Origin of the sequence: Actinomadura rubrisoli, assembly GCF_004349215.1 — a bacterium.
Taxonomy (GTDB): Bacteria; Actinomycetota; Actinomycetes; order Streptosporangiales; family Streptosporangiaceae; genus Spirillospora; species Spirillospora rubrisoli.
The window spans coordinates 1-26,220 of sequence record NZ_SMKU01000106.1 but is presented as its reverse complement, the minus strand read 5'-3'; the positions used below and the strand labels follow the sequence as shown (position 1 = coordinate 26,220).

The 26,220-nt window shown below is 73.3% G+C and carries 19 protein-coding genes; 8 read left to right on the top strand and 11 right to left on the bottom strand.

All coding sequences use genetic code 11. The features are described from left to right. Positions 1-42 precede the first annotated feature (42 nt). Complete coding sequence (locus tag E1298_RS20550) at positions 43-3,156, top strand: ATP-binding protein (protein ID WP_131895639.1); 3,114 nt, start codon at positions 43-45, stop codon at positions 3,154-3,156. A gap of 46 nt (positions 3,157-3,202) precedes the next feature. Then, a complete protein-coding gene (locus E1298_RS20545; RefSeq protein ID WP_131895637.1) occupies positions 3,203-4,621 on the top strand; it encodes an FAD-binding oxidoreductase in 1,419 nt (472 codons plus the stop codon). Positions 4,622-4,629: 8 nt separating this feature from the next. On the opposite strand, the gene E1298_RS20540 is transcribed toward E1298_RS20545, so the two are convergent. The 11 genes from E1298_RS20540 to E1298_RS20490 form a co-directional block, all read right to left on the bottom strand. Then, positions 4,630-5,346 carry a carboxymuconolactone decarboxylase family protein gene (locus E1298_RS20540; RefSeq protein ID WP_131895635.1) on the bottom strand — a complete coding sequence of 239 codons (717 nt, stop codon included), beginning with the start codon at positions 5,344-5,346 and terminating at the stop codon, positions 4,630-4,632. A gap of 3 nt (positions 5,347-5,349) precedes the next feature. Beyond that, the gene (locus tag E1298_RS20535; protein ID WP_131895633.1) at positions 5,350-6,831 is read right to left on the bottom strand and encodes a flavin-containing monooxygenase; all 1,482 of its coding nucleotides are present in this window, start codon (positions 6,829-6,831) and stop codon (positions 5,350-5,352) included. 7 nt (positions 6,832-6,838) lie between these two features. After that, complete coding sequence (locus E1298_RS20530; RefSeq protein ID WP_131895631.1) at positions 6,839-8,128, bottom strand: M20/M25/M40 family metallo-hydrolase; 1,290 nt, start codon at positions 8,126-8,128, stop codon at positions 6,839-6,841. Further along, positions 8,121-9,347, bottom strand: coding sequence for a M20 family metallopeptidase (locus tag E1298_RS20525; protein ID WP_131895629.1), 1,227 nt, complete (start codon positions 9,345-9,347; stop codon positions 8,121-8,123). Before E1298_RS20525 ends, E1298_RS20530 begins: the two co-directional genes overlap by 8 nt. 120 nt (positions 9,348-9,467) lie before the next feature. Beyond that, the gene (locus E1298_RS20520) at positions 9,468-10,619 is read right to left on the bottom strand and encodes an SGNH/GDSL hydrolase family protein (RefSeq protein ID WP_207944754.1); all 1,152 of its coding nucleotides are present in this window, start codon (positions 10,617-10,619) and stop codon (positions 9,468-9,470) included. 5 nt (positions 10,620-10,624) lie between these two features. Then, complete coding sequence (locus E1298_RS20515) at positions 10,625-11,797, bottom strand: CaiB/BaiF CoA transferase family protein (RefSeq protein ID WP_165975571.1); 1,173 nt, start codon at positions 11,795-11,797, stop codon at positions 10,625-10,627. Positions 11,798-11,840: 43 nt separating this feature from the next. Beyond that, positions 11,841-13,469 (bottom strand): urocanate hydratase, encoded by a 1,629-nt coding sequence (locus tag E1298_RS20510; RefSeq protein WP_131895625.1) that lies wholly within the window; start codon positions 13,467-13,469, stop codon positions 11,841-11,843. A gap of 55 nt (positions 13,470-13,524) precedes the next feature. Continuing rightward, the gene (locus E1298_RS20505) at positions 13,525-14,184 is read right to left on the bottom strand and encodes a PadR family transcriptional regulator (RefSeq protein WP_131895623.1); all 660 of its coding nucleotides are present in this window, start codon (positions 14,182-14,184) and stop codon (positions 13,525-13,527) included. Between the two features lie 87 nt (positions 14,185-14,271). Next, positions 14,272-15,918, bottom strand: a complete 1,647-nt coding sequence (locus E1298_RS20500) for a thiamine pyrophosphate-binding protein (RefSeq protein WP_131895621.1) — start codon at positions 15,916-15,918, stop codon at positions 14,272-14,274. Continuing rightward, positions 15,915-17,348, bottom strand: a complete 1,434-nt coding sequence (locus E1298_RS20495) for an aldehyde dehydrogenase family protein (protein ID WP_131895619.1) — start codon at positions 17,346-17,348, stop codon at positions 15,915-15,917. Before E1298_RS20495 ends, E1298_RS20500 begins: the two co-directional genes overlap by 4 nt. Positions 17,349-17,504: 156 nt before the next feature. Further along, the gene (locus tag E1298_RS20490; protein WP_131895617.1) at positions 17,505-18,773 is read right to left on the bottom strand and encodes a PucR family transcriptional regulator; all 1,269 of its coding nucleotides are present in this window, start codon (positions 18,771-18,773) and stop codon (positions 17,505-17,507) included. A 293-nt stretch (positions 18,774-19,066) separates the two neighbouring features. On the opposite strand from E1298_RS20490, the gene E1298_RS20485 reads away from it, so the two are divergent. The 6 genes from E1298_RS20485 (at position 19,067) to E1298_RS20460 (ending at position 26,186) form a co-directional block, all read left to right on the top strand. Continuing rightward, on the top strand, positions 19,067-19,966 hold the full coding sequence (locus E1298_RS20485; protein WP_131895615.1) for an ABC transporter permease: 900 nt from the start codon (positions 19,067-19,069) through the stop codon (positions 19,964-19,966). A gap of 56 nt (positions 19,967-20,022) precedes the next feature. Then, positions 20,023-20,832, top strand: coding sequence for an ABC transporter permease (locus E1298_RS20480; RefSeq protein ID WP_131895613.1), 810 nt, complete (start codon positions 20,023-20,025; stop codon positions 20,830-20,832). After that, on the top strand, positions 20,829-21,989 hold the full coding sequence (locus E1298_RS20475; protein WP_131895611.1) for an ABC transporter ATP-binding protein: 1,161 nt from the start codon (positions 20,829-20,831) through the stop codon (positions 21,987-21,989). Before E1298_RS20480 ends, E1298_RS20475 begins: the two co-directional genes overlap by 4 nt. Before the next feature lie 74 nt (positions 21,990-22,063). Then, positions 22,064-22,852: an enoyl-CoA hydratase/isomerase family protein gene (locus tag E1298_RS20470; RefSeq protein WP_131895609.1), complete on the top strand. Its 789-nt coding sequence runs from the start codon at positions 22,064-22,066 to the stop codon at positions 22,850-22,852. Further along, the gene (locus tag E1298_RS20465; protein ID WP_131895607.1) at positions 22,849-25,026 is read left to right on the top strand and encodes an acetate--CoA ligase family protein; all 2,178 of its coding nucleotides are present in this window, start codon (positions 22,849-22,851) and stop codon (positions 25,024-25,026) included. The genes E1298_RS20470 and E1298_RS20465 overlap by 4 nt, the downstream gene beginning before the upstream one ends. Then, a complete protein-coding gene (locus tag E1298_RS20460) occupies positions 25,026-26,186 on the top strand; it encodes an acyl-CoA dehydrogenase family protein (protein WP_131895605.1) in 1,161 nt (386 codons plus the stop codon). Before E1298_RS20465 ends, E1298_RS20460 begins: the two co-directional genes overlap by 1 nt. Positions 26,187-26,220: the final 34 nt, after the last annotated feature.

Sequence of the window (26,220 nt, the reverse complement as noted above, 5' to 3'; positions counted from 1 at the left end):
GGGGGCTTGCTTTACCGTGAGGGGTCAGGAGGCCGCGTCGGCATGCTGCATGTGTCTCTGCTGGGGGAACAGGCGATCATCGACGAGACCGGTGTCCGGACGCGTTCGCCGCGGACGGTCGCGCTCGTCGCGTTCCTGGCCGTCCATGCCGGGGTGGCGCAGGCCAGGCAGCGCATCGCCGGGCTGTTCTGGCCGGACTCCACGGAGGCGCAGGCGCTGACCAATCTGCGCCGCGAGCTGCACCACTTGCGCCAGGTTCTGGGACGGGGTCCCTCGCTCGTCGTGACGTCCAGGGATCTGTGCTGGCGCGACACCGGGGCATGCCAGGTCGATGTGCGGGTCTTCGGTGTCGAGCGTGAGGCCGCCTTGGCGGCGGCTGCGGCCGGTGACGGCGGGGGTGTGGTGGAGCACGCGGCCAAGGCCGTCGCGCAGTACAAGGGTGAGCTGCTGCCCGGCTCGTACGATGACTGGCTTCTTGAGGCCAGGTCGGAGCTTCAGCGCCAGTGCGTCGACATGTGCGATCTGCTGTGCGCGACGTTGGCTCAGGCCGGTGAGCTGAACGAGGCGGTGGACGCCGCGCGGCGCCGGATCCGGCTGGAGCCGCTGGAGGAGGTCGGCTATCGGGTGCTGATGGAGTTGCAGGCCGATCTGGGGGACCGTGCCGGTGCCGTCAGCACCTACCATCACTGCGCCTCGGTTCTGGAGCGGGAGCTGGGCGTTGTGCCGGACCCGGCGACGCGGCAGGTTTTCCAGCGTTTGATGGTCCAACCGGAGGGTCCGGCGGGCGTGGGGGCGCCGTCGGCCGTGGGTCGTCCGGGGCTGGTGGAGGCCCGGCTGGTCGGACGGTCCCGGGAGCTGGGCAGGCTGGAGGAGCTGTGGCGGACGGTCACGGCGGGGCGCCCGGGGTTCGCGCTGGTGCGAGGCGGGGCCGGTGTCGGGAAGACCCGTCTCGTATCTGAGATCGCCCAGGCGGCGCGGCGGCAGGGCGCGGTGGTGGCGAGCAGCCAGTGCTTCGGGTCGTCCGGGCGGCTGGCGCTGGCGCCGGTGGCGGATTGGGTGCGCGACCCGGCGGTCCAGTCGGTCGCGGCGACGCTGGAGGAGGCGTGGCGCGCCGAGGTCGACAGGCTCGTGCCGGCCGCGGGGCATGGGCAGCGCGGGAGCGGGACGCGGGCGATGGTGGACGCCTGGCAGCGCCACCGGTTCTTCGAGGGGCTCGCGCGGGCGCTGATCGCCGTCGACCGGCCCATGCTGCTCGTCCTGGACAACTTGCAGTGGTGCGATCAGGAGACGCTGGATTTCGTCACGTTCTTCCTGGGGCTGGCGTCGCGCGCTCCGATCATGGTGGCCGGGACGCTGCGCGACGACGACCTCGACGAGGGTCGCGAGCTCGTGGACTGGACCGTCAGGATGCGGGCCACCGGGCTGCTCACGGAGCTGTCGCTCAGCCCGCTGGAGAAGGCCGACACCAGGTGCCTGGCCGAGGCGATATCCGGGCGGCCCTTCACGGAGGACGACGTCGGCCTGCTCCAGGCGACGACCGGGGGGTTCCCGCTGTACGTCGTCGAGGCGGTGCGCGGCAGCGCCGATCCCGGCGGCGGGCCGGTGTGGGCGGGCGAGCTGGCCTCCGTCCTGCGCGGCCGCCTGGAACGCGCGAGCGCGTCCGCGCGGGAGGTGGCCGGGCTCGCCGCCGCGGTGAAGACGGACTTCACGCTGGACCTGCTCACCGAGGCGAGCGACCTCGACGCCGGGGTGGTGGTCGAGGCGGTGGACGAGCTGTGGCGCCGCAGGATCGTGCGGGAGTTCGGCGACGGGTACGACTTCTCCCACGATCTGCTCCGCGAGACGGCCTACGCGCAGATCAGCCCGCCCAAGCGGTGGCTGCTGCACCGGCGCGTCGCCCAGAGCCTGGAACTGCTCCACGCCGACGACACCGACGCGGTCTCGGCCCGGCTCGCCGAGCAGTACGCGCGCGGCGGACGCCCCGGGCGGGCGGTGGCCTACTACCGGCGGGCGGCCGAGGTCGCGGCGGGCCTGTTCGCCCACGCCGAGGCGATCCGGCTGCACGGGGAGGCGTTGGCGATCGTGCGCGGCCTGCCCGAGGGGCGGGGACGGGACGGGCAGGAGCTCGCGATCCTCGAAGCCATGGCGGCGCCGCTCAACGCCAGCTACGGCTACTCCTCGCCTGAGCTCCAGGGGGCGCTGGAGCGCTGGGTCGCCCTGGCGAAGTCGCTCGGCCGCGACGACTCGCTGCTCGCCGGCCTGGTCGGGCTGTGGGCGTCGCGGTTCGTCCAGGGGCGAACCGTCGACGGATACGAGACCGCCGACCGTGCGCTGTCGCTCGTCGACCCCGGCTCCGAGACGGGCGGCCCGGCCCACTTCACCGTGGGCGGGTCGGCCATGAACCTGGGCAGGCCCGCCGAGGCACTGCACCACCTCAACCTCGCGGCCAGATTCGGCAGCCGGGTCTCGCTGAGTATCGGCAGCCGTCCCGACGTGCACGGCACCGCGTGGGCGGCGCACGCCCACTGGCTGCTGGGCCATGACGACGAGGCGCTGGCCGGCTGCGAGGGCGCCATCACGCTGGCCCGCGCGGTCGAGCACCCCTACAACCTGGCCGTGGCCCTGGCCTACGGCGCCGTCACCCACCAGATGCGCCATGACCTGACCGAGCTGAGGAAGGTCGTCGCCGAGCTGCACGAGCTGTGCGACCGGTACGACTTCGCCTACTACCGGGAATGGGGGCTGGTGCTCGACGGCTGGTCCCGTCCGGACGGGACGGGCGTCGGCCTCGCCCGGCAGGGGATCGGCAACCTCAGGTCGCAGGGCGCGTTCGCCCGCATGCCGTACTGGCTCTCGCTGCTCGCCGACCTGCTGGCGCGCGACGGACGGCCGGAGGCCGCGCGGGCGACCCTGGACGCCGCCCTCGCCGCCGGGCACGCCCGCGACGACCTGTGGTGGCTGCCCGAGGTGATGCGGATGCGCGCCGCGCATGACGACGGGGAACCGGCCGTCTCGCGGCTGCGTGCCGCCGCGCGGATGGCCGCGTCCCAGGGCGCCGTGGCGCTGCTGCGGCGCTGCGAGCGCGACCTCGCGGAGAAGGGCGTCCGCCCGGAGGCGAACGATGGGCGAACGCTGCGCGAACGCCGAGGTCCCTAGCTTGGCTCTCCGCTGGACGTCCAGCGGAGGAACAAGGGGGATTCACATGACCATCACCTCGGACGGTCTCGCCACCGCGCCGTACGACGAGCTGGCCGCCGCTCTGCGCGGCGACCTGATCCTGCCGGACGGCCCCGGCTACGACGAGGCCCGCGCCGTCTACAACGGCATGATCGACAAGCGTCCGGCCGCCGTCGCGCGCTGCCGGGACACGGCCGACGTCGTCGCCTGCGTGCGGTTCGGCCGGGCGCACGGCGTCGAGCTCGCCGTCCGGGGCGGCGGCCACAACGCGGGCGGCCTCGGGGTGTGGGACGACGCCCTGGTCATCGACCTGTCGCTGCTGCGCGGCACCACCGTCAGCCCTGACCGCCGCACCGTCCGCGCCGACGCCGGATGCACCTGGGCGGACGTCGACCACGCGACCGTCGCCTTCGGCATGGCGACCCCGTCGGGGTTCCTGGCGTCCACCGGCGTGGCCGGGCTGACGCTCGGGGGCGGCATCGGCTACCTGTCGCGGCGCTTCGGCCTCACCGTCGACAACCTCCTGTCCGCGGACGTGGTGCTCGCGGACGGCACGTTCGTGACGGCCGACCAGGACTCGCACAGCGACCTGTTCTGGGCCCTGCGCGGCGGCGGCGGGAACTTCGGCGTCGTCACCTCCTTCACCTTCCGCTGCCACGACATCGGCGAGGCCGGCTCGATCATCGGCGGTCCGGTGCTGTACGACATCGCCGACACCGCCGAGGTCATGCGCTGGTACCGGGAGCTGCTGCCCTCGCTGCCGGAGGAGCTGAGCGGCTGGTTCGGGGTGATGACCGTCCCGCCCGCCCCGCCGTTCCCCGAGGCGCTCTGGGGCCGCAAGGTGTGCGGCATCGTCTGGTGCTACACCGGGTCGCACGTCGGGGCCGACATGGTCCTCGAAGCGATCAGGACCTACGGGTCGCCGCTGCTGGTGGGGCTCCACGAGATGCCGTTCAACGTGCTGCAGAGCGCGTTCGACGGCCTCTACCCGGCCGGGCTGCAGTGGTACTGGCGGGCGGACTTCTTCAACGAGATCTCCGACGCCGCCATCGACGTGCACCGCGAGTATGGCGAGCGGCTGCCGACCGCGCACTCCACCATGCACCTGTACCCCATCGACGGCGCCGCGGCCCGCGTGCCCGCCGACGCGACCGCGTTCGCCTACCGGGACGGAGGCTGGGCGGGCGTCATCGTCGGCGTCGACCCCGACCCCGCGAACGCCGATCTCATCTCGGGATGGGCCCGGGACTACTGGCGGGAACTGCACCCCACGTCCGCGGGCGGCGCCTACGTCAACTTCCTGATGAGCGAGGGCGAGGACCGGGTCAAGGCGGCCTACCGCGGCAACTACGACCGGCTCGCCCAGATCAAGGACCGCTACGACCCGGACAACACCTTCCACATCAACCAGAACATCCGCCCCGCGAGCCGCCCTCTTACCTAAGGGCGGTCCTAAGGGCGTTCATGCTGGGGCGCGTCCCCTTCCGCCTTCATCCGGTCCAGTTCGGAGAGGAGGATGGGGACGCCGACCTCCAGCGTCTGGATCCCGATCGCGCTCGCGATCTCCAGGACGTCGGCGATCTCGTCCGCGGTGGCGCCGTGGCGGACGGCGTTGGCGATGTGGACCTTCAGCCCGGCGGTGAACATGTGCGTCGCCGAGGCGTCGATGGCGATGTAGATCAGCTCCTTCACCTTCGGCGCAAGGACGCCCCGGCTCCAGGGGATCGCGGAGAAGCGCAGGTAGGCCGCGAAGAACTCCGGCGCGCGGTGGAGCATGTCGTCCCAGCCCGCGTCCCAGTAGCCGCGGCGGCGGACGAACTCGTCCTTGAGGTCCTCCCGGCGGCGCGCGGCGGCGGGGCCGTCCTGCCCGGACGGCGCCGGGAGGTCCCTCAGCAGGGGGAAGCCGGTGCTCGCCGCGTGGATGCCGAGCGTCGCGGCGAGCTGGAAGGTCTCCATGATCTCTTCGCGGGTCGCGCCGTGCTCCAGCGCGCGGCGCACGTTCCGCCGGATGCCCGGCTCGTGCAGATGGGTCACCGCCGCGTCGACGGCGAGCGCCACCAGGGCCCGGGTCCTGGCGTCGAGCGCGCCGTGCCGCCACGGGACGTCCGCCAGCTCGGCGCAGGCCGCGAAGAATTCCGGATCGGTGTCGAGGAGCGCCTGGAGGTCCACCGGTCACCGCCGTCCGACGAAGCCGAAGAACGGCAGCGCCTTGGTCAGCAGGTAGTACTCGCCGTGGGGCTTCGGCCATTGCGTGACGTTCCGCCCGGACTCGGAGTGGTAGTAGTTCGTGCAGTTCGCCTCCATCGCGGAGGTGTGCCGGAGGATCTGCCGATCGACCCACCGGACCCACCGTTCGGCGGCGCCCGTCCGGGTGTCGACGGCGCGCAGGCGCCGCCGCCTCATCCGGACGACCATCCGCGCCGCCACCTCGGCCTGGCGTTCGAGCTGCGCGACGATGGAGAAGCCGCCGTTGGTGTTGGGGCCGTACAGCATGAAGAAGTTGGGGTATCCGGGGACGGTGATGCCGAGGAATGCCCTGGGGTCGCTCTTCCAGGTGTCGTGGATGCCGACGCCGCCGATCCCGCGCACGTCCAGGGACGCCAGGAAGTTCGTCGCCTGGAATCCGGTGGCCATGACCAGCACGTCGATCTCGCGTTCGGTGCCGGTGGCGTCGACGATGCCCTTCGGCGTCATCCGCGTCACCGCGTGCGGGACGAGTTCGACGTTCGGGCGGTTGAGCGCCGGATAGAACCCGGTCGCCAGCACCGGCCGCTTGCACCCCCACGGGTAGTCGGGCGTCAGCGCGGCGCGCGTCGCCGGGTCGTCCACCGTTTCGGCGATGTACTCCCGGCACTGCCGCAGCATCTGCTGCTGCCGCTTCCCGTGCAGGTCGTAGCCCTTGAACGCGACGCGGAACTGGTAGAACAGGCGCGCCCGCCGGAGCTTCTGCGTGACGGGCAGCCGCCGGAAGACCGCCCGCTCGCGGGGGGTGAAGTCGCGTTCGCCCTTGGGCAGGATCCATCCGGGCTGCCGCTGGAAGACATAGAGCCGGTCCACCTGCCCGGCGATGGCCGGGACGACCTGGGTGGCCGTGGAGCCGGTGCCCACCACCGCGACCCGCTTGCCGGTCAGGTCATGCTCGGACGCCCAGCGCGCGGTGTGGAAGCTCGGCCCCTCGAAGTCCTCCAGGCCGGGCCAGTCCGGGTAGCGGGGCTGGTTGAGCAGGCCCAGGCAGCTGATCACCACGTCGAACGGCTCGGTCGCGCCTCCGGCCAGCCGCACGTCGTAGCGCGCCGCCCGGTCGTCCCAGGCCGCCGACTCGACGCGGACGCCGAACCGGCAGTGCCGCCGCAGGTCGAACCGGTCGAGGACGTACCCGGCGTACTCCTGAAGCTCCTCCCGCCGAGCGTGCGTGCGCGTCCAGTCGTAGGTCAGGAACGAGAAGGAGTAGGCGTGCGAGGGGATGTCGACCTCGCAGCCGGGGTAGCGGTTGTCCCACCAGGTGCCGCCCGGGCCGTCCGACTGCTCGAAAATGGTGAAGCGCGTGATGCCCTTCTTCTTCAGTTTCACGCCGGTGGCGATTCCGCCGAGCCCGCAGCCGATTATCGCCACACGCGGGCCTGAATCGCGTCGTCCGTCTCGCGTTCGGCTCATCGGGACCTCACAGGGATATCAGCCTTTCCAGGACTTCCGCGCCGAATCGCAGTGCCTCCACCGGGCAGCGCTCGTCCACGCCGTGGAACATCGCCGGATAGTCGTAATCCGCAGGCAGCAGCATCGGCGTGAATCCGTACGTCTGCATGCCCAGGGTGCGGAACCATTTGTTATCGGTGCCGCCGCTGAACACGAAGGGCGCGACGGCGCAGCCGGGGCGCACCTGCCGCAGCGCCTCGGCGAGCAGGCCGAACCATTCGCCCTCGTGGTCGGACAGGACGGGCGGGCTGCGCCGCAGCAGCGACACCTCGGTCCCCTCGCCCAGGCCGGACGTGACGCGCTCGTGCAGCGCCTCCTCATGGCCCGGGACGAACCGGCAGTCGAAGCGCGCCCACGCCTCGCCGGGGATGACGTTCTCCTTGTGGCCCGCCCCGATCCGCGTCACGTTGACGGTGGAGCGGATGCCCGCGCCGAACATCCGCGCGAACGGCCCGGACCGGGTCGCCAGCACGTCCGCGACGTCGTCGTCCTCGGTGACCGGGCGCCCGGCCAGCCGCGAGGCCAGCACGCGCATCGGCTCGGCGACCGTGTACGGCTGCGCCGCCGACACCAGGCGCAGCGCCGTCTCCGCCAGCCGGGGGATCGGGTTGTCGCGCGGCAGCATGCTGCCGTGCCCGGCCACGCCCTTCTCCGTCACCTCGTACCACCGCAGCCCCTTGTCGGCGACCGACACCGCGAAGAGCGGCGGGCCGGACGGCGCGGGCACGTTGAAGCCGCCGACCTCGCCGATCGCCGCCGCGCACCCCTCGAACAGGTCCGGGTGCTCGGACACCAGGTGGCCGGCGCCGAGCCGTCCGCCGGTCTCCTCGTCGGCGAGGAAGGCCAGCACGATGTCGCGGCGCGGCCGGCGGCCCCCGGCCAGCGCGGTCCCGAACGCCGAGAGCGTCATCGCGACGGCGTTCTTCATGTCCACGGCGCCGCGGCCCCAGACGTGGCCGTCCGCTATGTCACCGCTATGGGGATGCCGCGACCAGGCGGCGGGGTCGGCCGGGACCGTGTCCAGGTGGCCCTGGATGAGCAGGGCGGGCGCGGACGGATCGGTGCCCGGCACCCGCGCCACGACGTTGCCGCGCCCCGGCTCCGCCTCGATGACGCGCGGGTCCAGCCCCATGCCGGACAGCAGGGCGGCGACGTACTCGGCGGCCTTGCGCTCATTCGCCCCCGGGTTGCTGGTGTCGAACCTGATCAGGTCGGAGCAGATCTCCTCGACCGGCGGGAGGGTGGCCGGTTCAGCCATCGCCGCCGCCCACGGTGAGGGCGGCGACGGCGTAGGTCCGCACGGCGGCCAGGTAGTCCTCCACCGCCACGGACTCGTCGTCCCAGTAGCAGTCCATCGAGCCGGGGCCGTAGGTGACCGCCTTGATGCCCGCCTCCCAGAAGATCGGCGTATCGGGCCACGCCCGGTGGACGTCGTACCGGGCGTCCCGTCCCGTGCCGCGGACGTGCGCGGCGGCGACGTCCCGGAGAAGGCGCTCGCCGGCCGGGACCTGGAGCGAGCTGCGGGGGTTCTTCAGGCAGGTCGCCTCCAGCTCGACGTCGACCGGGAACTCCGCGAGCCGGTCGACGGCGCGCTCCACGGCCGCGCGCACGTCGCGCAGGACGTCGTCCTGCGTCTGCGCGGCCGGGAACCGGAAGTCGAACGTCACGCCGCACAGCTCCGGGACGAGGTTGTGCGCCACACCGCCGGAGATCTGCGCGACATTGCAGATCTTGACGTCGTCGAGGACGTCGCCGTGCGCGCCGGTGATCGGCATCGCCAGGACCTCCCGGACGACCTCCGCCGCCCGCGCGACCGCGTTCACGCCGATGCCGAGCGCGGTGGTGTGGGCGGCCCGCCCGCGCACGCTCACCTTGACGTAGGCGATGCCGCGCTGCCCGGTGAGGACCCGCAGGCCGCTCGGCTCGCAGTTGATCGCGTACGCGCCGCGCAGCCCGTCGCGCAGCGCCCGGCGCGTCCCCTCGCCGCCCTCGAAGTGGTTGGGCACCGCGAGGACGACGACGTCGCGCGGCAGCCGGACCCCGGACCTGGCCAGCATGACCGCCGCCATCGTCATCGCGGCGGTCCCGGCCTTCATGTCCGAGACGCCCGCACCGTAGATCCGGCCGTCGTCGATCTCGCCGCCGAAGGGGTCGCGCCGCCAGGACAGCGACGGGGGATAGACCTCCATGTGGCCGTTAAAGATGAGGGCGTCACCGGCCGTGCCCCCGGCGCCCGCCTCGGCCCGCGCGAGCACGTTCGGCATGCCCTCGGTGCCCGAGCCGGGCAGCTCGACCGCGAGCCCGGCGCCCGCGAGCGGGGCGGCGAGATGCTCGGCCGCCGCCGTCAGCGCCGGCCCGTCGCCCCACACGCTGGGAATGCGGAGAAGGTCGCGGAGAAAGGCGACGAGTTCCGGTTCGTGCTCATCGATGACGCTGATCACACGCGCGGCGTCGTGTTCCGTCGCTACGGTTGCCATGGTATTCGCCCTTCGTCGAAACACGGCTGTGGTCGGTGCGTTCGAGGCGATTCCCTTCGAGCCTAAGACCGCTCCTGAATGACGTCTTGGGTGCGCCGGACCAAAGAATTCACGGCGTGGCTATGGGGCGCGCACATCCGCGCCTGACATCGGCAACAGGCCGGACGGCCCGAACACCCGCGCGTGGAAGCGTTCGCCGATGCGGCGGTATCCGTCCGCGTTCGGGTGCAGGCCGTCGTAGAGGTCGTCCGCGTCGTCCGGGCCGAACAGCGAGCGCCCGTCGAGGTAGAGGAGCCGCGGGTCCCGCTCCGCGCGCACCGCGACGACCTCCTCGATCAGCTCCCGCATCCGGACGAGGGTCAGGCCGGACGAGCCCTCGCCCGTGGCGACGTACCGGCCGGTGCCGTCCTGCACGGTGGGGCCGGCGCGGTCCTCGGCGGTCGGGCAGAGGATGGGCGAGACCACCAGGACGGGCGTCTGCGGGTGCCCGTCGCGGACGGTGTCGAGGAAGCCGTGCAGCGCCGGGCCGAACGTGCGGACCTTGAGCGTGTCGAGGTTCTGCACGTTCACGGCGACCTTGAGGGTGATGACGTCCGCCGGCAGGTCCCGGATCGTCCGGGCGACGAAGGGGTCGAGGTGGCAGTTCCCGGCGAACGCCAGCGAGGTCAGGTCGAGGCCCGCGCGGCGCGCGACCCGGGCCGGCCAGGTGCTGGTCGGGCCGCCGGCCTCGGCGCAGTGGCTGATGGAGCTGCCGTAGTGGACCCACTTGCGCTCCGGGACGCGGCCGGGCGCCACGGCGCCGTCCGCGCGCAGCTCCCGCAACTCGACGATGGCCGCCTGGGGCAGCCACACCTCGACGTCCTTCCAGCCCGTGCCGAGCCCGCCGAAACGGATGGCCTCCGCCTCGCCCGGCGCCGTCTCGACGACCTGGCCCGCCCGGACGACGCACAGGTCGCCGCCGCGCACCGGCCGCGAGATCACCTGCGCCCCGCCGACCACCGCGTCGAACGCGACGGGGAACAGCGGGTAGTGGGCGTTGCGGAACCGGGTCACGAAGACGTCCAGCTCAAGGGTGTCGGCGTCGGTGCGCAGGACCAGCCGCACCCCGGCCGGCCTCGGCACCATCAGGCGCATGTACGGGTCGGTGACCTGCGGGCGGGTCCAGGCGGGCAGCCGCCGGGGGACCAGCCCGGTGGCGGTGCGCTCGATGTCGAGGGCGCCCGCGATGGCCACCGGGCCGTCCAGGAGGGCGATCTTGTGCGGCTCGGGCAAGGCGGCTACTCCGTCCGGGGTGTGGGGGTCGTCCGGCGCGGCTCCTCGGCGAGCCACCGCGCCAGCAGGTGGTCGTGCTCGCCGAGCGCGGGCGCCGGACGCAGCGACCGGACGGTCCCCGTCGTGCGGACGCCGCCGCCGAGGGTGCGGAACCCGTCAGGCTCGGTCGGCACCAGGCCGCGCGCCAGCGTGTGCGGATGGGACAGCGCTTCGCGGACGCCGAGGATCGGACCGCACGGCACGCCGCCCCTGGCGAGCCGGTCGAGGGCCTCCTGGACCGTCATGTCCGCCAGCGCCGCTTCGACCTCCCGCCGCAGCGCCTCGCGGTTCTGGCCACGGGCGGCGTCGCTGGCGTACCGCTCGTCCGCCAGCCAGTGCGGCCGGTCGAACACGGCCGCCAGCCGCACGAACAGCGCGTCGCTGGCCACCGCGATGGCGACCGGGCCGTCCTTGGCGGCGAACGTGCCGTACGGCGCGCTGATCGCGTGGTGGCCGCCGGTCGGCAGGACGGCCTCTTCGGTGTGCAGCGCCCGCATCGCGACGGACTCCATCACCGAGATCAGCCCGTCGAACATGGAGACGTCGATGTGCTGGCCCCGCCCGGTGCGCTCGCGCTGGCCCAGCGCCGACAGCACCCCCACCACCGCGTACAGGGCGGGCACGACGTCGCCGATGCTGACGCCCACGCGCACGCCCGGCCCGCCGTCCGGCCCCGTCACCGACATCAGGCCGGACATCGCCTGCACGATGAGGTCGTAGGCGGGCGTGTCGGCCAGCGGGCCCGTGCGCCCGAACCCGCTGATGCTGACCGCGACCAGACCGGGGTTGAGGCGCAGCAGCTCCTCGGGCCCGAACCCGAGCCGGTCGATGACGCCGGGACGGAAGTTCTCGACCAGGACGTCGGAGCGGGCGACCAGCCGGGCGAACCGGTCCCGATCGCCCGGGTCCTTGAGGTTCAGCGCGACGCCGAGCTTGTTGCGGTTGAGGAGCCGGTGGAAGGTGCTCTGGCCGCCCGCGAAGGGCCCGAAATGCCGACCGTCGTCGCCGTCCGGCGACTCCACCTTGATGACCTCCGCGCCGAGGTCGGCGAGCATCCGCGCGCACAGCGGGCCGGACAGGACCCGGCTCAGGTCCAGGACGCGGACGCCCTCCAGCGCCGCCGGCTCGGGGCCGCTCACCCGAACCACCGCATCCGCGGTGACGGCGCCCCCGGCCCGCCGCTCACCCGAACCACCGCAGCCCGCTCTCGCGGACGGCGTCGGCCGCCGTCGCGTACCCGGCGTCCGCATAGCGCATGATCCCGATGCCGGTGTCGGCGGTGAGCGCCGAGGCGATCCGCTCGCCCGCCGCGCCGGTGCCGTCCGCGACGAGGGTCACGCCCGCGCTCTGCATGTACCCCGCGTAGCCGCCCCCGCCCGCGTGGATCGCGACCAGGTCGGCGCCCGAGCCCGCGGTGAGCAGCGCGTTCAGCAGCGGCCAGTCGGAGACGGCGTCGGAGCCGTCCGGCATGTTCTCGGTCTCGCGCAGCGGCTGCGCCACGCCGCCCGCGTCGAGGTGGTCGCGGGTGAAGGCGACCGGCCCGCCCAGCTCGCCCCGGCCCACGGCGTCGTTGACCAGCAGCGCGAGCCTGGCGCGCTCGCCGTGCGCCAGCCAGGAGATGCGGGACGGCAGCCCGGCCTGCCGCACGTACCGGCGCGCGATCGGGATCCACCGCTGCACCAGCGGGTTGCCGGGGAACTCCCGCACGACCATCGCGTCGATGGCGTCGATGTCGGCCGGGTCCCCCGACACCGCCACCCAGCGGAACGGGCCGAGGCCGCGGCAGAACAGCGGCCTGATGTAGCGCTCGATGAAGATCGGGATGCGGAAGGCGTCGACGCCGTTCTCGGCCGCCTGGGCGCGCAGGTTGTTGCCGTACTCGAAGACGACGGCGCCCGCGTCCTGCCAGGCGAGCATGCACTCCACGTGCGCGGCGATGGACTCCCGCGCCCGGCGGCTCAGCTCGTCCGGATCGCTCTTGCGCAGGTCGCCCGCGTCGGCGGGGGACATCCCGGCCGGGACGTACCCGTACAGCAGGTCGTGCGCGGGCGTCTGGTCGGTGACGACGTCGGGGCGCAGGCCCCGGGCGCGCAGCGCGGGGAGCACCTCGGCGGCGTTGCCCAGCAGCCCGATCGAGCCCGCCGTCCCGGCCTCCGCGGCCTCGCGCGCCAACGCGACCGCCTCGTCGATCGATTCGGTGCCGCGCTCCAGGTAGCCGCTCTCGATCCGGCGCGCGATCCGGTCGGGATCGACCTCGACGCACAGCGCGACGCCCCCGGCCATGACCGCGGCCAGCGGCTGGGCGCCGCCCATGCCGCCGAGCCCGGCCGTCACCACGAGCCGTCCGGCCAGGTCGCCGCCGAAGTGCTCGTCGGCCACGGCCGTGAGCGTCTGGTAGGTGCCCTGGAGGATCCCCTGCGACCCGATGTACTGCCAGTCGCCGGCGGTGTAGCCGCCCCACATGATCAGGCCGCGCCGCTCCAGCTCGTAGAAGTGCTCGCCGGTGGCCCACCGCCCGACCAGGTTGCTGTTGGCCATGACGACCAGCGGCGCGCCCGGCCCGGTGGGGAACACCCCGATCGGCTTGCCGGACTGGACGACGAGGGTCTCGTGCTCCTCCAGCTCCCGCAGCGCCCCGACGATCCGCTCCAGCGCGGCGTGGTTACGCGCGACCTTGGCCAGCCCCGCGTAGACGATCAGCTCGTCCGGCCGCTCCGCGTGCGCCAGCGTGTTCTCCAGCATCCGCAGCAGCGTCTCCTGCCGCCAGCCCCGGCACCGCAGGCGCTGTCCGGCGACGTCGGCGATCACCATGATGGTCCCCTTCCTGTCCGCGGCGGGCACCGCGTGTCACGGGGCGGCCGCCGGGTCAGCCCGGGTGGCGCCCCGCCGTGTCGTCCGGTTCCGCCGTGTCGTCCGGTTCCGCGTCGTCCGATTCCGAAGCGTCGCCGCGGACGAGCCGGGCCAGCGCGGCCGCGCTCGTGCCGGCCAGCACGCCGCTCACGCCCGTCTCGCCGAGATCGCGCCAGAACGACAGGCACGCCGCCTCGATCCGCACGCCCAGGACCAGCGGCGCCACCCGCCTCTCCAGGTCGGGGACGGCCGCCAGCCGCTCCAGCTCCTTCTGGAACCCGGTCAGGCGCTCCTCGTGGTAGCGGACCTGCGCCTCCGCGAGCCGCCGCACCGCCGAGTCGTCGCCCAGCTCGCTGAAGAACAGCTTCAGCTCCGCCTCGTTGCGGACCTGGAAGACCTGGGTGGTCGGATCCCCGAGCCATTCGCGCAGCGCCTCGCGGCCGAGCGGCGTCAGCGAGTACGTGCGGCGCCGGCGCCCCTCGGTCTCGGCCGACTCCTCCAGCAGGCCGGCCTCCGCCAGCCGCTTGGGCTCGATGTAGAGCTGGCTGTGCGGGAACGGCCAGAAGTACCCGATCGAGCGCTCGACCGCGCGCTTGAGCTGGTACGACGAGCTCGGGCCGCGCAGGCCGATCAACCCCAGCACGAGGTAGGAGCTGGACGAGAGGCTGGTCGTCATGTTCCACACTGTACCATCCATAATGGACTGTCATAGGGGACATGCTTCTCTCCCGGATCGACGCATCGGCGTGCGGAGGACGGCGGGTCAGCTCAGCAGCTGCCGGCGGCCCGCCCGGCGCTTCATCGGAGCGAGCGCCGTCAGGTCGATCTCGATCAGGTACGGCCCCGTCCCGCCGACCGAGCGGGCGAACGCGCGGTCGAAGTCGGCGGCGGCGGACACCTTCTCGCCGGGCACGCCCATCGCCGCCGCGAGCGCCACGAAGTCGGGCGTGTGCAGGTCGACGTCGTTCCGCGCGCCGTCGAAGGTGGCGTGCTGGACGTCGCGCAGCACGCCGTACCCCCGGTCGTTGAACACGCAGACCGTCACCGGCGCGCGGACCTGGGCGAGCGTCGCCAGCTCGGCGATCGAGAGCATGATCCCGCCGTCGCCGTGGACGACCACGGTGCGCTCTCCGGTGCCCAGCGCGGCGCCCAGCGCCAGCGGCAGGCCCGGCCCGATCGCGGCGGACGCCGGGTGCAGCGACGTGCGCGCCGCCAGGATCGGCAGCAGCCGATCGCCCCACGCGTAAGCGGGCACGGTGGAGTCGCGGACGACCACGCCCGACCGCGGCAGCGTCCGGCGGATGGACTCCACGAGCGCGCGGTGGTCCGGGCCGAGGGCCTCCAGCGAGATCTCCCGCGCCTCGGCCGCGGCGCGGCGTCCGGCCGGGCCCCACTCCGGATCGGCGGCGCTCGTGGCCATGCGCCCGTCCAGCGCGCGCAGCGTCTCGCGGGCGTCGCCGTGCAGCGCGACGTCCGGCGGATACGTCCGCCCGAACACGCCCGCGTCGGCGTCGGCGTGGATCAGCCGCCCGCCGAGCCGCAGCCGCCACTGGTCGGTCGTGTACATCTGGAAGCGGGCGCCCACGGCCAGGACCACGTCGGCGTCCTCGACGATCCCGCGCAGCGGCTGCGTCGTGACCAGCGGGCCCAGGCACAGCGGATGGTCCTCGGGCAGCGCCCCGCGGCCCTGGACCGAGGTGACCACCGGGATCTCCAGGCGCTCGACGAGGCGGCGCAGCTCGGGCCAGGCGCCGGCGCTCAGCACGCCGCCGCCCGCCCAGATCAGCGGACGGCGCGCACCGGCGAGCAGGTCGGCGGCGGCGCGGACGCGGTCCTCGGGCGGCACGGCCCGGGGGACCGGGGCGGGTTCGGACGTCGGCGGCGCGTGCGGCACCGGCGCGTACTGCAGGTCCACCGGGATCTCCACGGCCGTGGGCCGCGGCGGCCCCGTTCCCGCGGCGCGGCCGGCCGCGACGACCGTCTCGGCGATGTCCTCGGCGCGGCGCACCGTCCAGGCTTCGCGGGTCAGCGTGCGCAGCATCGCCAGCTGCTGCTCCGCCTCGTGCAGGTAGCCCTTGGAGCGGCCGTAGAAGCGGGTCTCGACCTGCCCGGTGATGAGCAGCACGCGGGAGCCGGCGAACTGCGCCTCGAACAGCCCGCCCATCGCGTTGGCCGTGCCCGGCCCGGTCGAGGCCAGTGCCACGCCGAGCCCGCCGGTGGCGCGCGCGTAGCCGTCCGCCGCGTGCACCGCCGCCTGCTCGTGCCGGACGCTGACGACGGTGATGCCGCCGTGGCGGCGCACCGCGTCCAGGATCGGCAGGTTGTGCACGCTGGCGATGCCGAAGAGGTGGTCGACGCCGAGGGCCCGCAGGGCCTCGACGACCAGGTCGCCGCCGGTCCGCGCGGTCATCGGGCGCCCGCCCCGCGCCACTGGATCGCCTTCAGCTCGGTGAACTGGGCGATGCCGTGCGCGCCCAGCTCGCGGCCGTACCCGGACTGCTTGTGGCCGCCGAACGGCGCGAGCCCGTTGAACGGCGCGCCGTTGATCTCGATGCTGCCCGCCTCCATCCGCTCCGCGACCCGCAGCGCGCGGTCCTCGTCGGCCGACCAGACAGCGCCGGCCAGCCCGTACTGGGTGCCGTTCGCGATCGCGACCGCGTCGTCCTCGTCGACGTAGGGGATCACCGCCAGGACGGGCCCGAAGACCTCCTGCTGGGCGAGCACGATGCGCGGGTCGGAGACCGCGAAGGCGGCCGGGGCGGTGAAGAACCCGTGCCGCGGCAGTTCCCCGGCCGGGTACGCCCAGATCGTCCGGGCGCCGTCGACGAGCGCGCGTTCGAGGTGGTCGTTCACGCGGTGCCGCTGGTTCGCGCTGGCCAGCGGCCCGACGTCGGCGTCCGGGTCGCCGGGGGCGCCGATCCGGTAGCGGGCCATGGCCGACGCCACCAGGTCCTCGACGTCCGCCATCGCCTGGAAGGGCACCAGCAGCCGGGTCAGCGCGGTGCAGGTCTGCCCGGTGTTGACCAGCACGGTGCGCACGCACCGCTCGACCGCCGCCCCGAGGTCGGCGTCCGGCAGGACGATCGCGGCCGACTTGCCGCCCAGCTCCAGCGTCACCCGCTTGATCGACGCGGCGGCCAGCTCGGCGACCCGGCGGCCCGCCCGGGTCGAGCCGGTCAGCGACACCATGGCGGTGCCGGGATGGCGGGCCAGGTACTCGCCGACGTGCATGCCGTTGCCGAACAGCAGGTTGAACGCGCCGGGCGGCGCCCCCGCCGCCTCGACCGCCTCGGCCAGGACGAACGCGTCCAGCGGCGTGATCTCGCTGGGCTTGAGCACGACCGGGCAGCCGGCGGCGAGCGCGGGCCCGATCTTCGCCGCGGTCTGCAGCAGCGGGAAGTTCCAGGGGGTCAGCGCGGCCACCACCCCGACCGGCTCGCGCAGCACGGTGGAGCCGCCGAGCCGCTCGGTGAAGGCGACGTCGCCGACCGCCCGCGCGGCGTTGCGGAACGTTCCGACCGCCGTGCGCACCTGGTAGTCCGCGCAGTACTTGCGCGGCATCCCCATCTCGCCGGAGATCAGCTCGGCCAGCCCGCCGACCCGCGCCTCCAGCTCGTCCGCGATGCGCTCCAGCAGCGCCGCGCGCTCCGCGGGCGGCATGGTGCGCATGACCGGGCGGGCGCGTCCCGCCGCCTCGATGGCCCTGTCCATGTCGTCGGTGGACGACTCGCGCACCGTGGCGATGCACTGCCCGGTCGCCGGGTCGATGACGGCGATGACGTCCTCGCCATTGTTCTCGACCCATTGCCCGTCGATGTACGTGTCCGCGCGGTGGTCCATGTCGCTCCGCTCACCAGTCCCTGGGCGATTGGACTCGAAGCTTAGGATCGTTCGCCTTGGACCTGTTGAGCCTGAGCGACCAAAGAAATCGGGCGGTCATTATGGGCCCGGCACAGGCGAACTCCGGTCAGGCGAACTCCGGTCAGGCGAACTCGGTCAGGCGAACAATCGCGCGCGCAGGTCCGTCCTGGCCTCTTCCCGATCGCGGCGCATCTGGATCGTGTCGAAGGCCATCAGCGCGACGCTGAGATCCCCGATGTCGGTGATGCGGCGCATGTCGCGTCCGGTCAGCGTGGCGATCTGCCGCAGCCGGTAGGCGACGGTGTTCGGATGGACGACCAGTTCCTCCGCCGTGCGCTGCAGTGCCATATCACACGAGATATAGGCGCGCAAAGTGTCGAGCAGGTGCGGTTTCTCGACGAGCTGCCCGATCCGGGTCTCGATGAGCCGCTTGGACACCCACCTGTTGTGCGCCAGCAGGACCTCCAGGATCACGTCGGTGCACTGGGTGACGCGGCCGCGCTGGTCGCGGTAGATGCTGATCTCCAGCGCGGACAGCGCCTGGCGGCAGCTGTGCCCGGCCGCCGACAGCGACGCCCCCGGCTCCCCGGCGGACACGAACAGCGACCGGCCGGGCTCGCCGTCCAGCATCTCGGTGAGCAGGGCGACCGGGCCGGGGCCGGAGCGGTCGATCGGCACCAGCGCCAGCAGCAGGCCGCGCCGCTCGCGGAGGAGGATCTCCCGGCGCGGATCCTGCCGCCACAGCACCTCCATGATGCGCCGGCGGGCGCGCATCCACTGCTGCGGGGTCGGCGCCGGGTCGTGGTAGGCGGCGATCGCGCGGAACCGCTGGTGCGGGTTGATGTTGAGCATCCTGGCCTGGTCGTTCACCGTGCTGGCGTCGACCGCGGGCCCCGCGATCAGGCAGCTCAGCAGGTCGGTGCTCACCCGCGCCTGCCAGCCGGCGAGCTCGTTGTAGGTGCTGGTGAACGATTCGAGCTCGCGGGTGCAGAGCACGTCGAACAGCTCGGCCAGCCGGGTGATCGCCGCCCGGATCTCGTCCATGCCGCCGGTGGCGTGCGCCAGGACGTGGTCGGCGACGACCCGTTCCAGCAGGCGCAGCCACTCGACCGCCTCGCCCACGGACTTGCCCTGAAGGGCGATGCGGGCGCCGCGCCCGGCGGGCAGATCGGCCGCGGGCCCGGGGCCGGTGGGGCCGGTGAGGCCGTTCGCGCAGAGATCGATCACGCGCACCGCCATCTCGAACGCCTCGACGGGCGCCTGGCGGTCGACCGCACCCGATTCGGTCGCGGTCACGTACTGGCGGACGAACTCGTTCGCGAGGGTCGTCGACGCGGATTTGAGGCTGCCGGCCACCGCCGCCATGTGATCGGCGACCGCCGCAGGAGTGTTGGATGGTGCCATGATCACCTTCCCCAAGGCCGGGCCATGGAGACCTGTGTCACTCTCCGGACCCGGGTTGTGGAGGTCTAGCACGCGTTGTCGTCCCACGTCAACGGCACTTCGGTGGACGCGGGACGCCCGGCGGCGACTGTGGGGCCGACACAGGCGGCCCCAGCGAGTTTTGTGACCGGGCCCTCATGACATAAGGCACGCGCAAACGTTGACTGTGTCGACATGCGGCGCGGGCCGGCAGGCCCTGCGGAACCGTGTGTCGCCCGTTCTGGGTGCACGGAGGAACGGAGGGATGGTCAATCATGACGGCGCGTACCTCCCTGACGCGGCTGCCACCGGACGGTGAATTCTCCCGGGTGCCGGCCGCGCGGAAACGGCGGGTCCGGCGCCCGGACTTCGCCGCGTTGGCGCTCGGGCTGCCGGTCGCCTTCATGGCGATCGTCTACGCCTATCCCGTCGGCGCCATGCTGCTGAAAAGCGTCACCGAACCGAAGGCGGGTTTCGGGAACTTCACCGAGGCGGCCACCGACGGCACGATCTGGCATGTGCTCGGAATCACGGTCCGGCTGTCTTTTGAAGTGGCCGTCCTCACCGTTCTGCTCGGCTTCCCGGTGGCCTATTTCCTGGCCCGGACCTCGCGGCGCCGGGCGCGTTTCCTGGCCCTTCTCGTCATCATTCCGTTCTGGACGAGCATTCTGGTGCGGTCGTTCTCCTGGATCGTCCTGCTCGGCGACAACGGGCTGGTGACCAGGGTGCTGGAGCCGATCACCGGCGATTCGCAGGGAATGCTCTACAGCGAGAGCGCGGTGGTCATCGCGATGACGCACATCCTGCTGCCCTTCCCGATCCTCATCATCAAGGGGACGCTCGACCAGATCGACGCCTCGCTGCCCCGGGCCGCGCGGTCCCTGGGGGCCGGGCCGGTCCGCGCCTTCACGCGGGTTTACCTGCCGCTGGCGGTGCCGGCCATCGTCAGCAGCGGCATGCTCGTCTTCATCATCGGGCTCGGCTTCTACGTCACGCCCGCCCTGGTCGGCGGCCCGAAGCAGAGCACGATCGCGGTGGTGATCGCCCAGAGCGTCCAGGTGAACTTCGACTGGGGGATGGCGGCGGCCCTGGCGACGCTGCTGCTGGTGCTGGCGAGCGCACTGACCCTGGTCGTGCGGCGCCTCACCAAGGTGAAGGGGCTGGTGGCCCTGTGAGCGTGTCAGCGGACGTCCGCCCGGCGCCGCCGGCCTTCTCGCGGCGACGGCGGCGCATGCCCGCGACCCCGCTGGAGCGCGTGCTGCGCTGGGGCCTGCGGGGCGTGGTCACCCTGGTCTTCGCGTTCCTCGTCATCCCGATCCTGATCGTGGTCCTGGAGTCCTTCAACAGCGCCGACTACCTGTCGTTCCCGCCGGAGGGCTGGTCGCTGGTGCACTACCGGCGGTTCTTCGCCGACTCGGCATGGGTGGACGCCACGCTGGCCAGCGCGCGGATCGCGCTGCTGTCCGCGGCGATCTCCACCGTGGTCGGCACCACGGCCGCCTGGGGCCTGGCCCGCAGCGCGCGCCGCGGGAAGGGCCTGATCTTCGCGCTGCTGTACTCGCCGCTGGTCGTCCCGATCATCGTCCTGGCGATGAGCTACTACTTCACGTTCGCCGACCTCCGGCTGATCGGCCAGTGGCAGATGATCGCGGTGGCGTACTCGGTGATGGGCATCCCCTACGTCCTGGTGTCGGTGTCGAGCGCCCTGCAGCAGTTCGACCCCGAGCTGGAGAACGCGGCGCGGACGCTCGGCGCGGGGCTGCCCCGGACCCTGCTGCGGGTGACGCTGCCCTCCCTGACCTCGGCGATCTCGGCGGGCGCGCTGTTCGCGTTCGTGATCGCCTTCGACGAGGCGGTCATCATCCTCTTCGTGGCCGGCAACGACTCGGTCACCCTCGCGCGCAAGCTGTGGGACAGCGTGCGCTACGACCTCACGCCCACGCTCGCGGTCGCCGGCACGATCCTCATCGCCGTCTGCGTCGCGCTCTTCCTCCTCTCCGAGTTGATCAAGATCCTCCGTGAACGCCGGGAGCACCGATGACCGAGCAAGGACGCGCCGGGCTCGGCGCGCCGGTGGCCGACCAGCGGCCGGCCGGGCCGGACGAGGCCGCGACGGCCGATCAGGTGGTGTTCGCGGGGGTCCACAAGTGGTACGGCGACGCTCCCGCCGTCCACGACTTCAACCTGGCCGTCGCCAAGGGCGAGTTCGTCACCCTCCTGGGGCCGAGCGGCTCGGGCAAGACCACCAGCCTGCGCATCCTCGCCGGGCTGGAGTCGGCGACCGCCGGCGAGGTCTACCTGGCCGGGCGGGCGGTCACCGACGACGTGCCGGAGCGCCGCAACATCGGGCTGGTGTTCCAGAACTACGCGCTCTTCCCGCACATGACCGTGGCGCAGAACATCGCGTTCCCCCTCCAGATGCGGCGGATGAAGAAGGCGGAGGCGGAGCGCCAGATCGACCGGGTGCTCACGATGACGCGGCTCACCTCGTTCCGGGACCGCTATCCGCGCCAGCTCTCCGGCGGCCAGCAGCAGCGGGTCGCGCTCGCGCGCGCGTTCGTCTTCGACCCCAGCGTGCTGCTGATGGACGAGCCGCTCGGCGCGCTCGACCGCAACCTGCGCGACCACATGCGCCTGGAGCTGAAGTCGCTCCAGCAGCGGGTCGGCGCGACGGTGCTGTACGTCACCCACGACCAGGACGAGGCGCTGGCCCTGTCCGACCGGATCGGCGTCATGCACGAGGGCGTCCTGCAGCAGACCGCGGCGCCGGACGAGCTGTACGAGGAACCGGTCAACTCCTTCGTCGCGAATTTCCTGGGCCAGTCGGTCTGCCTGCCCGCGACGCGCGTGGAAAAGGGCGAGCACACCATTGTGGAAGTGGAGGGAATGGCCGGGCGCATCCTGGTCGACAAGGACAACGACTGCTCGGCGGAGCCGGACGGCGAATTCATGATCCGGCCGGAGCGCCTCCGGATCGGCGCGGACCGTCCGGACGCGTCGGAGCGCAACGCGGTGCGCTGCTCGGTCGTGACGCAGGTGTACCTCGGCCCGCAGATCGAGGTGCACCTTCGCACCGACGAAGGCGCCGAGATGCAGGTGATGGCGCCGTCGGCGGCCAGGTCGGAGTTCGCCGCGGGGACGTCGCACTGGCTGAGCTGGGCCGCGAGCGACTGCCGCTTCCTCGCCCGGGTGACCTGAAGCACCGCCGATCTCACCGCCCCCCGCCACGACCCGATTCGACCATGCCTTGATTCTCACGAGAAAGGCGAGCAATGGATCTCCCAGCGCTCAAGTGCTGCACCTGGCGGATGGACGGCGCCGTCGGTGTGCTGACCTTGAACCGGCCGGAGCGGCTCAACGCGATCTCCAACACCGACATCGACGAGCTCGACCGCGTCCTCATGCTGGCCGGCAAGGACCCGGGCGTGCGGGCCGTGGTGATCACCGGTGCGGGGCGGGGCTTCTGCTCGGGCGCGGACGTCAAGGAGTGGGCCGCCCGCTCCGACGCGGACGAGGAGTCGTGGCCGGCCAAGATGCACCGCACGATCGCGCGGCTGTACTGGCTGCCCAAGCCGGTCGTGGCGGCGGTGAACGGCGTGGCCGCCGGGTCGGGCTTCGACATCGCGCTGACCGCCGACCTGCGCTTCGGCTCGACGGCCGCCCGGTTCGGCCAGGTCTACGCGCAGCGCGGCATCTGCCCGGACGCCGGCGGCTCCTACCTGCTGCCCCGGGTCGTGGGCGAGGCCCGCGCCGCCGAGCTGATCTACACCGGACGGATCATCGACGCGGACGAGGCGCTGCGCATCGGCGTGGTGAGCGAGGTCGTGCCGCCCGAGCGGCTGATGGACCGCGCGCTGGAGCAGGCGCGGATCTTCGCGGCCGGGCCGACCGTGGCGATCGGGGAGGCCAAGCAGAACATCCGCATGGGCCACGGCATCGGCATCGAGGAGGCGCTGCGCAACGAGCAGCGCGGCGCGCGCGCCTGCGTGGACACCGAGGACAAGGCCGAGGGGCTCACCGCGGCGATCGAGAAGCGCCGTCCCGTCTTCGTGGGGCGATGATGGCCGCGCACCGTCTCGACCGGCTGTTCCGGCCCGCCAGCGTCGCGGTCGTCGGCGCCTCGCCCAAGGGCGGGTACGGGCTGCGGACGCTGTGGAACATGCGCAGCGTCGGGTTCGGCGGCCGCCTGTACGCCGTGCATCCGAAGCACGCCGAGGTCGGCGGGGTGCGCGCCTACCCGTCCCTGAGCGATCTGCCCGAGGTGCCCGACGCGGTCGCCGCCGCGATCCCGGCGCCGGGCGTCCCGGGCCTGGTGGAGGAGGCGGCGCGGCTCGGCGCGGGCTCCATGGTCGTGTACGGCAGCGGGTTCGCCGAGCGGGACGCCGAGGGGCGCCGCCTCCAGGACCGGATCGTCGCGGCGGCGGGCGGACGGCTGCCGCTGATCGGGCCGAACTGCCTGGGCGTGGCCAGCTTCCGCGGCCGCGCGGCCCTCTGGGGGATCGAGATGCCCTACCTCCACGCCGAGGACGAGGGGGTCGTGGCGCTCGCGGCGCAGAGCGGCAACATGGCGCTGACCACGATGCTGTCCGGGCGGCTTCCCGCCGTCGCCTACGGGGTGTCCGCCGGGAACCAGGCGGTCCTGGACCTGTCGGACTGCCTGGAGTACTTCCTGACCGACCCCGGCGTGAAGGTCGTCTGCCTCGTCATGGAGGGCCTCACGGACCTGGCCCGGTTCCGCGCCCTGGCCGAGCGCGCGGCGGACCGCGACGTCGCGGTCGTCGTGCTGAAGGTGGGCCGCTCGGCCGGCGGCGAGGCCGCGACGATCGCGCACACCGGGACCCTGGCCGGACGGGACGCCTCCTACGAGGCGCTGTTCCGGCAGACCGGCGTGTACCGCGTCGACGACCTCGACGAGATGGTCGCCCTGACCTCGCTGCTGGCCGCCCCGCGCCGCCCGCGCGGCGCCGCGGCCGGCGTCTTCGCCAGCTCGGGCGGCGAGTGCGGGCTGGTCGCCGATCTCGCCGACGCCACCGGCGTGCGGCTGGCCGCCCTGGACGCCGCCGCCGAGCGGGCGCTGGCCTCGGCGCTGCCGCCCTACATGCCGGTGCGCAACCCCCTTGACCTCGGCGCGGCCGCGTGGGGCGACCAGGGCGTCTACCGCGCGGCGGCCCGCGCGATGGGCCGGTGCCCCGGCGTCGACGTCGTCGCCTTCGCCGGTGACGCCCCCACCCATTCCGAGCCGCTGGACGAGGTCGGCTGGCCCGAGATGATCGCGGGCGCGGGCGAGGCCGCGGCGTCGCTGGACGTGCCGGTCGTCCTGATGACCACGACCACCGACCTCGCGCCGGGGCTGACGGGCCTCGCCCGGCGGCACGGCGTCGTCCTGCTCGCCGGGGTGCGGCCCGCGCTGCGGGCCATCGCGCTGGCCGGCGCGCCGCGTCCGCCGGCACGCCCGGCCGCCGCGCCTCCGGTCGCCGACCCGCAGGCGCGCCAGCGCGCCACCGAACTGTTCGCCGGGCGCACCGGGGCACTGCCCGAGGCCGACGGCAAGCGCCTGCTCACGCTGTACGGCGTGGCGTCCCCGCCCGGCGAGGTGGCCGCCGACGCCGACGCCGCGGCCGCGGTCGCCGCGCGGATCGGCTACCCGGTGGTGTGCAAGCTCGACGCCCCGGGCGTCGCCCACAAGTCCGACATCGGCGGCGTCGAGGTCGGCCTGGACGACGAGGACGCGCTGCGCGGCGCCTTCCACCGCATCGTCCAGCGCGGCGCCGCCGCCGGGGCCTCCGCCAAGGGCGGCGGCGCCCCGCTCGGCGTGCTCGTGGAGCGGATGGCGGGGCCGGGCACCGAGCTGATCGTCGGCGGGCGCAACGACGCCGCCGGGTCCCTGGTGGTCATCGGCGCCGGGGGAGTGCTCACCGAACTGCTCGGCGACGCGGCCGGCCTGCTGTGGCCGTTCGGCCGCGACGACGTGCGGGCCGCGCTCGGGCGCCTGCGGATCGGGGCCCTCCTCGGCGGCTACCGGGGCGTCCCGGCGGGCGACGCCGAGGCGCTGGCCGACGCGGCGATCGGCGTCGGCCGCCTGCTGGCCGACCTCCCCGAGGTCGCCGAGATCGACGTCAACCCGCTGCTGTGCCGGCCCAAGGGGGAGGGGTGCCTGGCGCTGGACGCGCTGGTCGTCCTCGGCCGGCCGGCCGCGGGCCCCTGCGAACACACCGGGAAAGGACGGCCGGGCTGATGGACTTCGCGATCCCGGACCACCTCGCGGAGTTCCGCGAGACGGTCCGCAGGTTCACCGAGAGCGAGCTCATCCCGCACGAGGACTACGTGGAGGAGCACGACGGGCTCCCCGAGGAGGTCGAGCGCCGGATCCGGGAGAGGGCCGTCGCCATCGGGCTGAACGCGATGGGCATGCCCGAGGAGGTCGGCGGCGCCGGGCTGGACGTGCTCGGCCAGGTCCTGGTGACCGAGGAGCTGTTCCGCGCGCTCGGCGGCGTCGCCGAGGCCGTGCCGTCCGCGCCCGGCGTCCTGCTGGCCTGCGACGAGGAGCAGCGCGAGCGGTTCCTCGTCCCTTGCGTCCGCGGCGACCTCCAGTGGTGCTTCGCGCTGACCGAGCCGGACACCGGGTCGGACGCCGCGGGCATCCGCACCCGGGCCGAGCTCGCGGACGGGACGTGGACGATCAACGGCCGCAAGCGCTTCATCAGCCACGGCGACTCGGCGGACTTCGCCATCGTCTTCGCGCTCACCCACCCCGATCGCGAGCAGGACCGCATCACCGCGTTCCTGGTGGAGAAGGGCACGCCGGGATTCAGCGTCGGCCAGCTCCACAAGACGATGGGCCACCGGGGCTACCGGCAGGCCGAGCTGGTCTTCGACGACTGCGCGGTCCCGGAGGGCAACGTCCTCGGCGAGCCCGGCCGCGGCTTCGCCATCGCGCGCGGCGGCCTGAGCAGCGGGCGGATCATGACGGCCGCCCGGTGCCTCGGCCCGATGGCCCGCCTGATCGACGACGGGCTGGAGTGGGCCAAGCAGCGCGTGCAGTTCGGCCGTCCGATCGCCGACTACCAGGCGATCCAGTTCATGCTGGCCGACTGCGCCACCGACCTGCACGCCGCCCGCCTGATGACCTACAACGCGGCCTGGGCGGCCGACCGGGGCGAGGCGCCCAAGACCGTCCACGCCAAGGCGTCGGCGGCGAAGCTGTTCGCCAGCGAGGCGCTGGGCCGGGTCGCCGACCGGGTGCTCCAGATCTTCGGCGGCACCGGCTACATGAACGAGACCTACGTCGAGCGCGCCTACCGCAACGCGCGGATCGAGCGCATCTGGGAAGGCACGTCCGAGATCCAGCGCATCATCATCGCCCGCGGCCTGCTCAAGCGAGGCATGTTCTCCTGACCCGCCCAGCGGCGGGGCCACCACCCCGGACCCC

What these genes read in the sequence shown, in the direction of transcription:
- E1298_RS20465 (WP_131895607.1), top strand. Translation starts at nt 22,849, where the DNA reads ATGATGGCCGCGCACCGTCTCGACCGGCTGTTCCGGCCCGCCAGCGTC.
- E1298_RS20525 (WP_131895629.1), bottom strand. Translation starts at nt 9,347, where the DNA reads ATGGCAACCGTAGCGACGGAACACGACGCCGCGCGTGTGATCAGCGTC.
- E1298_RS20505 (WP_131895623.1), bottom strand. Translation starts at nt 14,184, where the DNA reads ATGACGACCAGCCTCTCGTCCAGCTCCTACCTCGTGCTGGGGTTGATC.
- E1298_RS20550 (WP_131895639.1), top strand. Translation starts at nt 43, where the DNA reads ATGCTGCATGTGTCTCTGCTGGGGGAACAGGCGATCATCGACGAGACC.
- E1298_RS20475 (WP_131895611.1), top strand. Translation starts at nt 20,829, where the DNA reads ATGACCGAGCAAGGACGCGCCGGGCTCGGCGCGCCGGTGGCCGACCAG.
- E1298_RS20535 (WP_131895633.1), bottom strand. Translation starts at nt 6,831, where the DNA reads ATGAGCCGAACGCGAGACGGACGACGCGATTCAGGCCCGCGTGTGGCG.
- E1298_RS20545 (WP_131895637.1), top strand. Translation starts at nt 3,203, where the DNA reads ATGACCATCACCTCGGACGGTCTCGCCACCGCGCCGTACGACGAGCTG.
- E1298_RS20460 (WP_131895605.1), top strand. Translation starts at nt 25,026, where the DNA reads ATGGACTTCGCGATCCCGGACCACCTCGCGGAGTTCCGCGAGACGGTC.
- E1298_RS20495 (WP_131895619.1), bottom strand. Translation starts at nt 17,348, where the DNA reads ATGGACCACCGCGCGGACACGTACATCGACGGGCAATGGGTCGAGAAC.
- E1298_RS20510 (WP_131895625.1), bottom strand. Translation starts at nt 13,469, where the DNA reads ATGGTGATCGCCGACGTCGCCGGACAGCGCCTGCGGTGCCGGGGCTGG.
- E1298_RS20480 (WP_131895613.1), top strand. Translation starts at nt 20,023, where the DNA reads ATGCCCGCGACCCCGCTGGAGCGCGTGCTGCGCTGGGGCCTGCGGGGC.
- E1298_RS20500 (WP_131895621.1), bottom strand. Translation starts at nt 15,918, where the DNA reads ATGACCGCGCGGACCGGCGGCGACCTGGTCGTCGAGGCCCTGCGGGCC.
- E1298_RS20530 (WP_131895631.1), bottom strand. Translation starts at nt 8,128, where the DNA reads ATGGCTGAACCGGCCACCCTCCCGCCGGTCGAGGAGATCTGCTCCGAC.
- E1298_RS20490 (WP_131895617.1), bottom strand. Translation starts at nt 18,773, where the DNA reads ATGGCACCATCCAACACTCCTGCGGCGGTCGCCGATCACATGGCGGCG.
- E1298_RS20470 (WP_131895609.1), top strand. Translation starts at nt 22,064, where the DNA reads ATGGATCTCCCAGCGCTCAAGTGCTGCACCTGGCGGATGGACGGCGCC.
- E1298_RS20485 (WP_131895615.1), top strand. Translation starts at nt 19,067, where the DNA reads ATGACGGCGCGTACCTCCCTGACGCGGCTGCCACCGGACGGTGAATTC.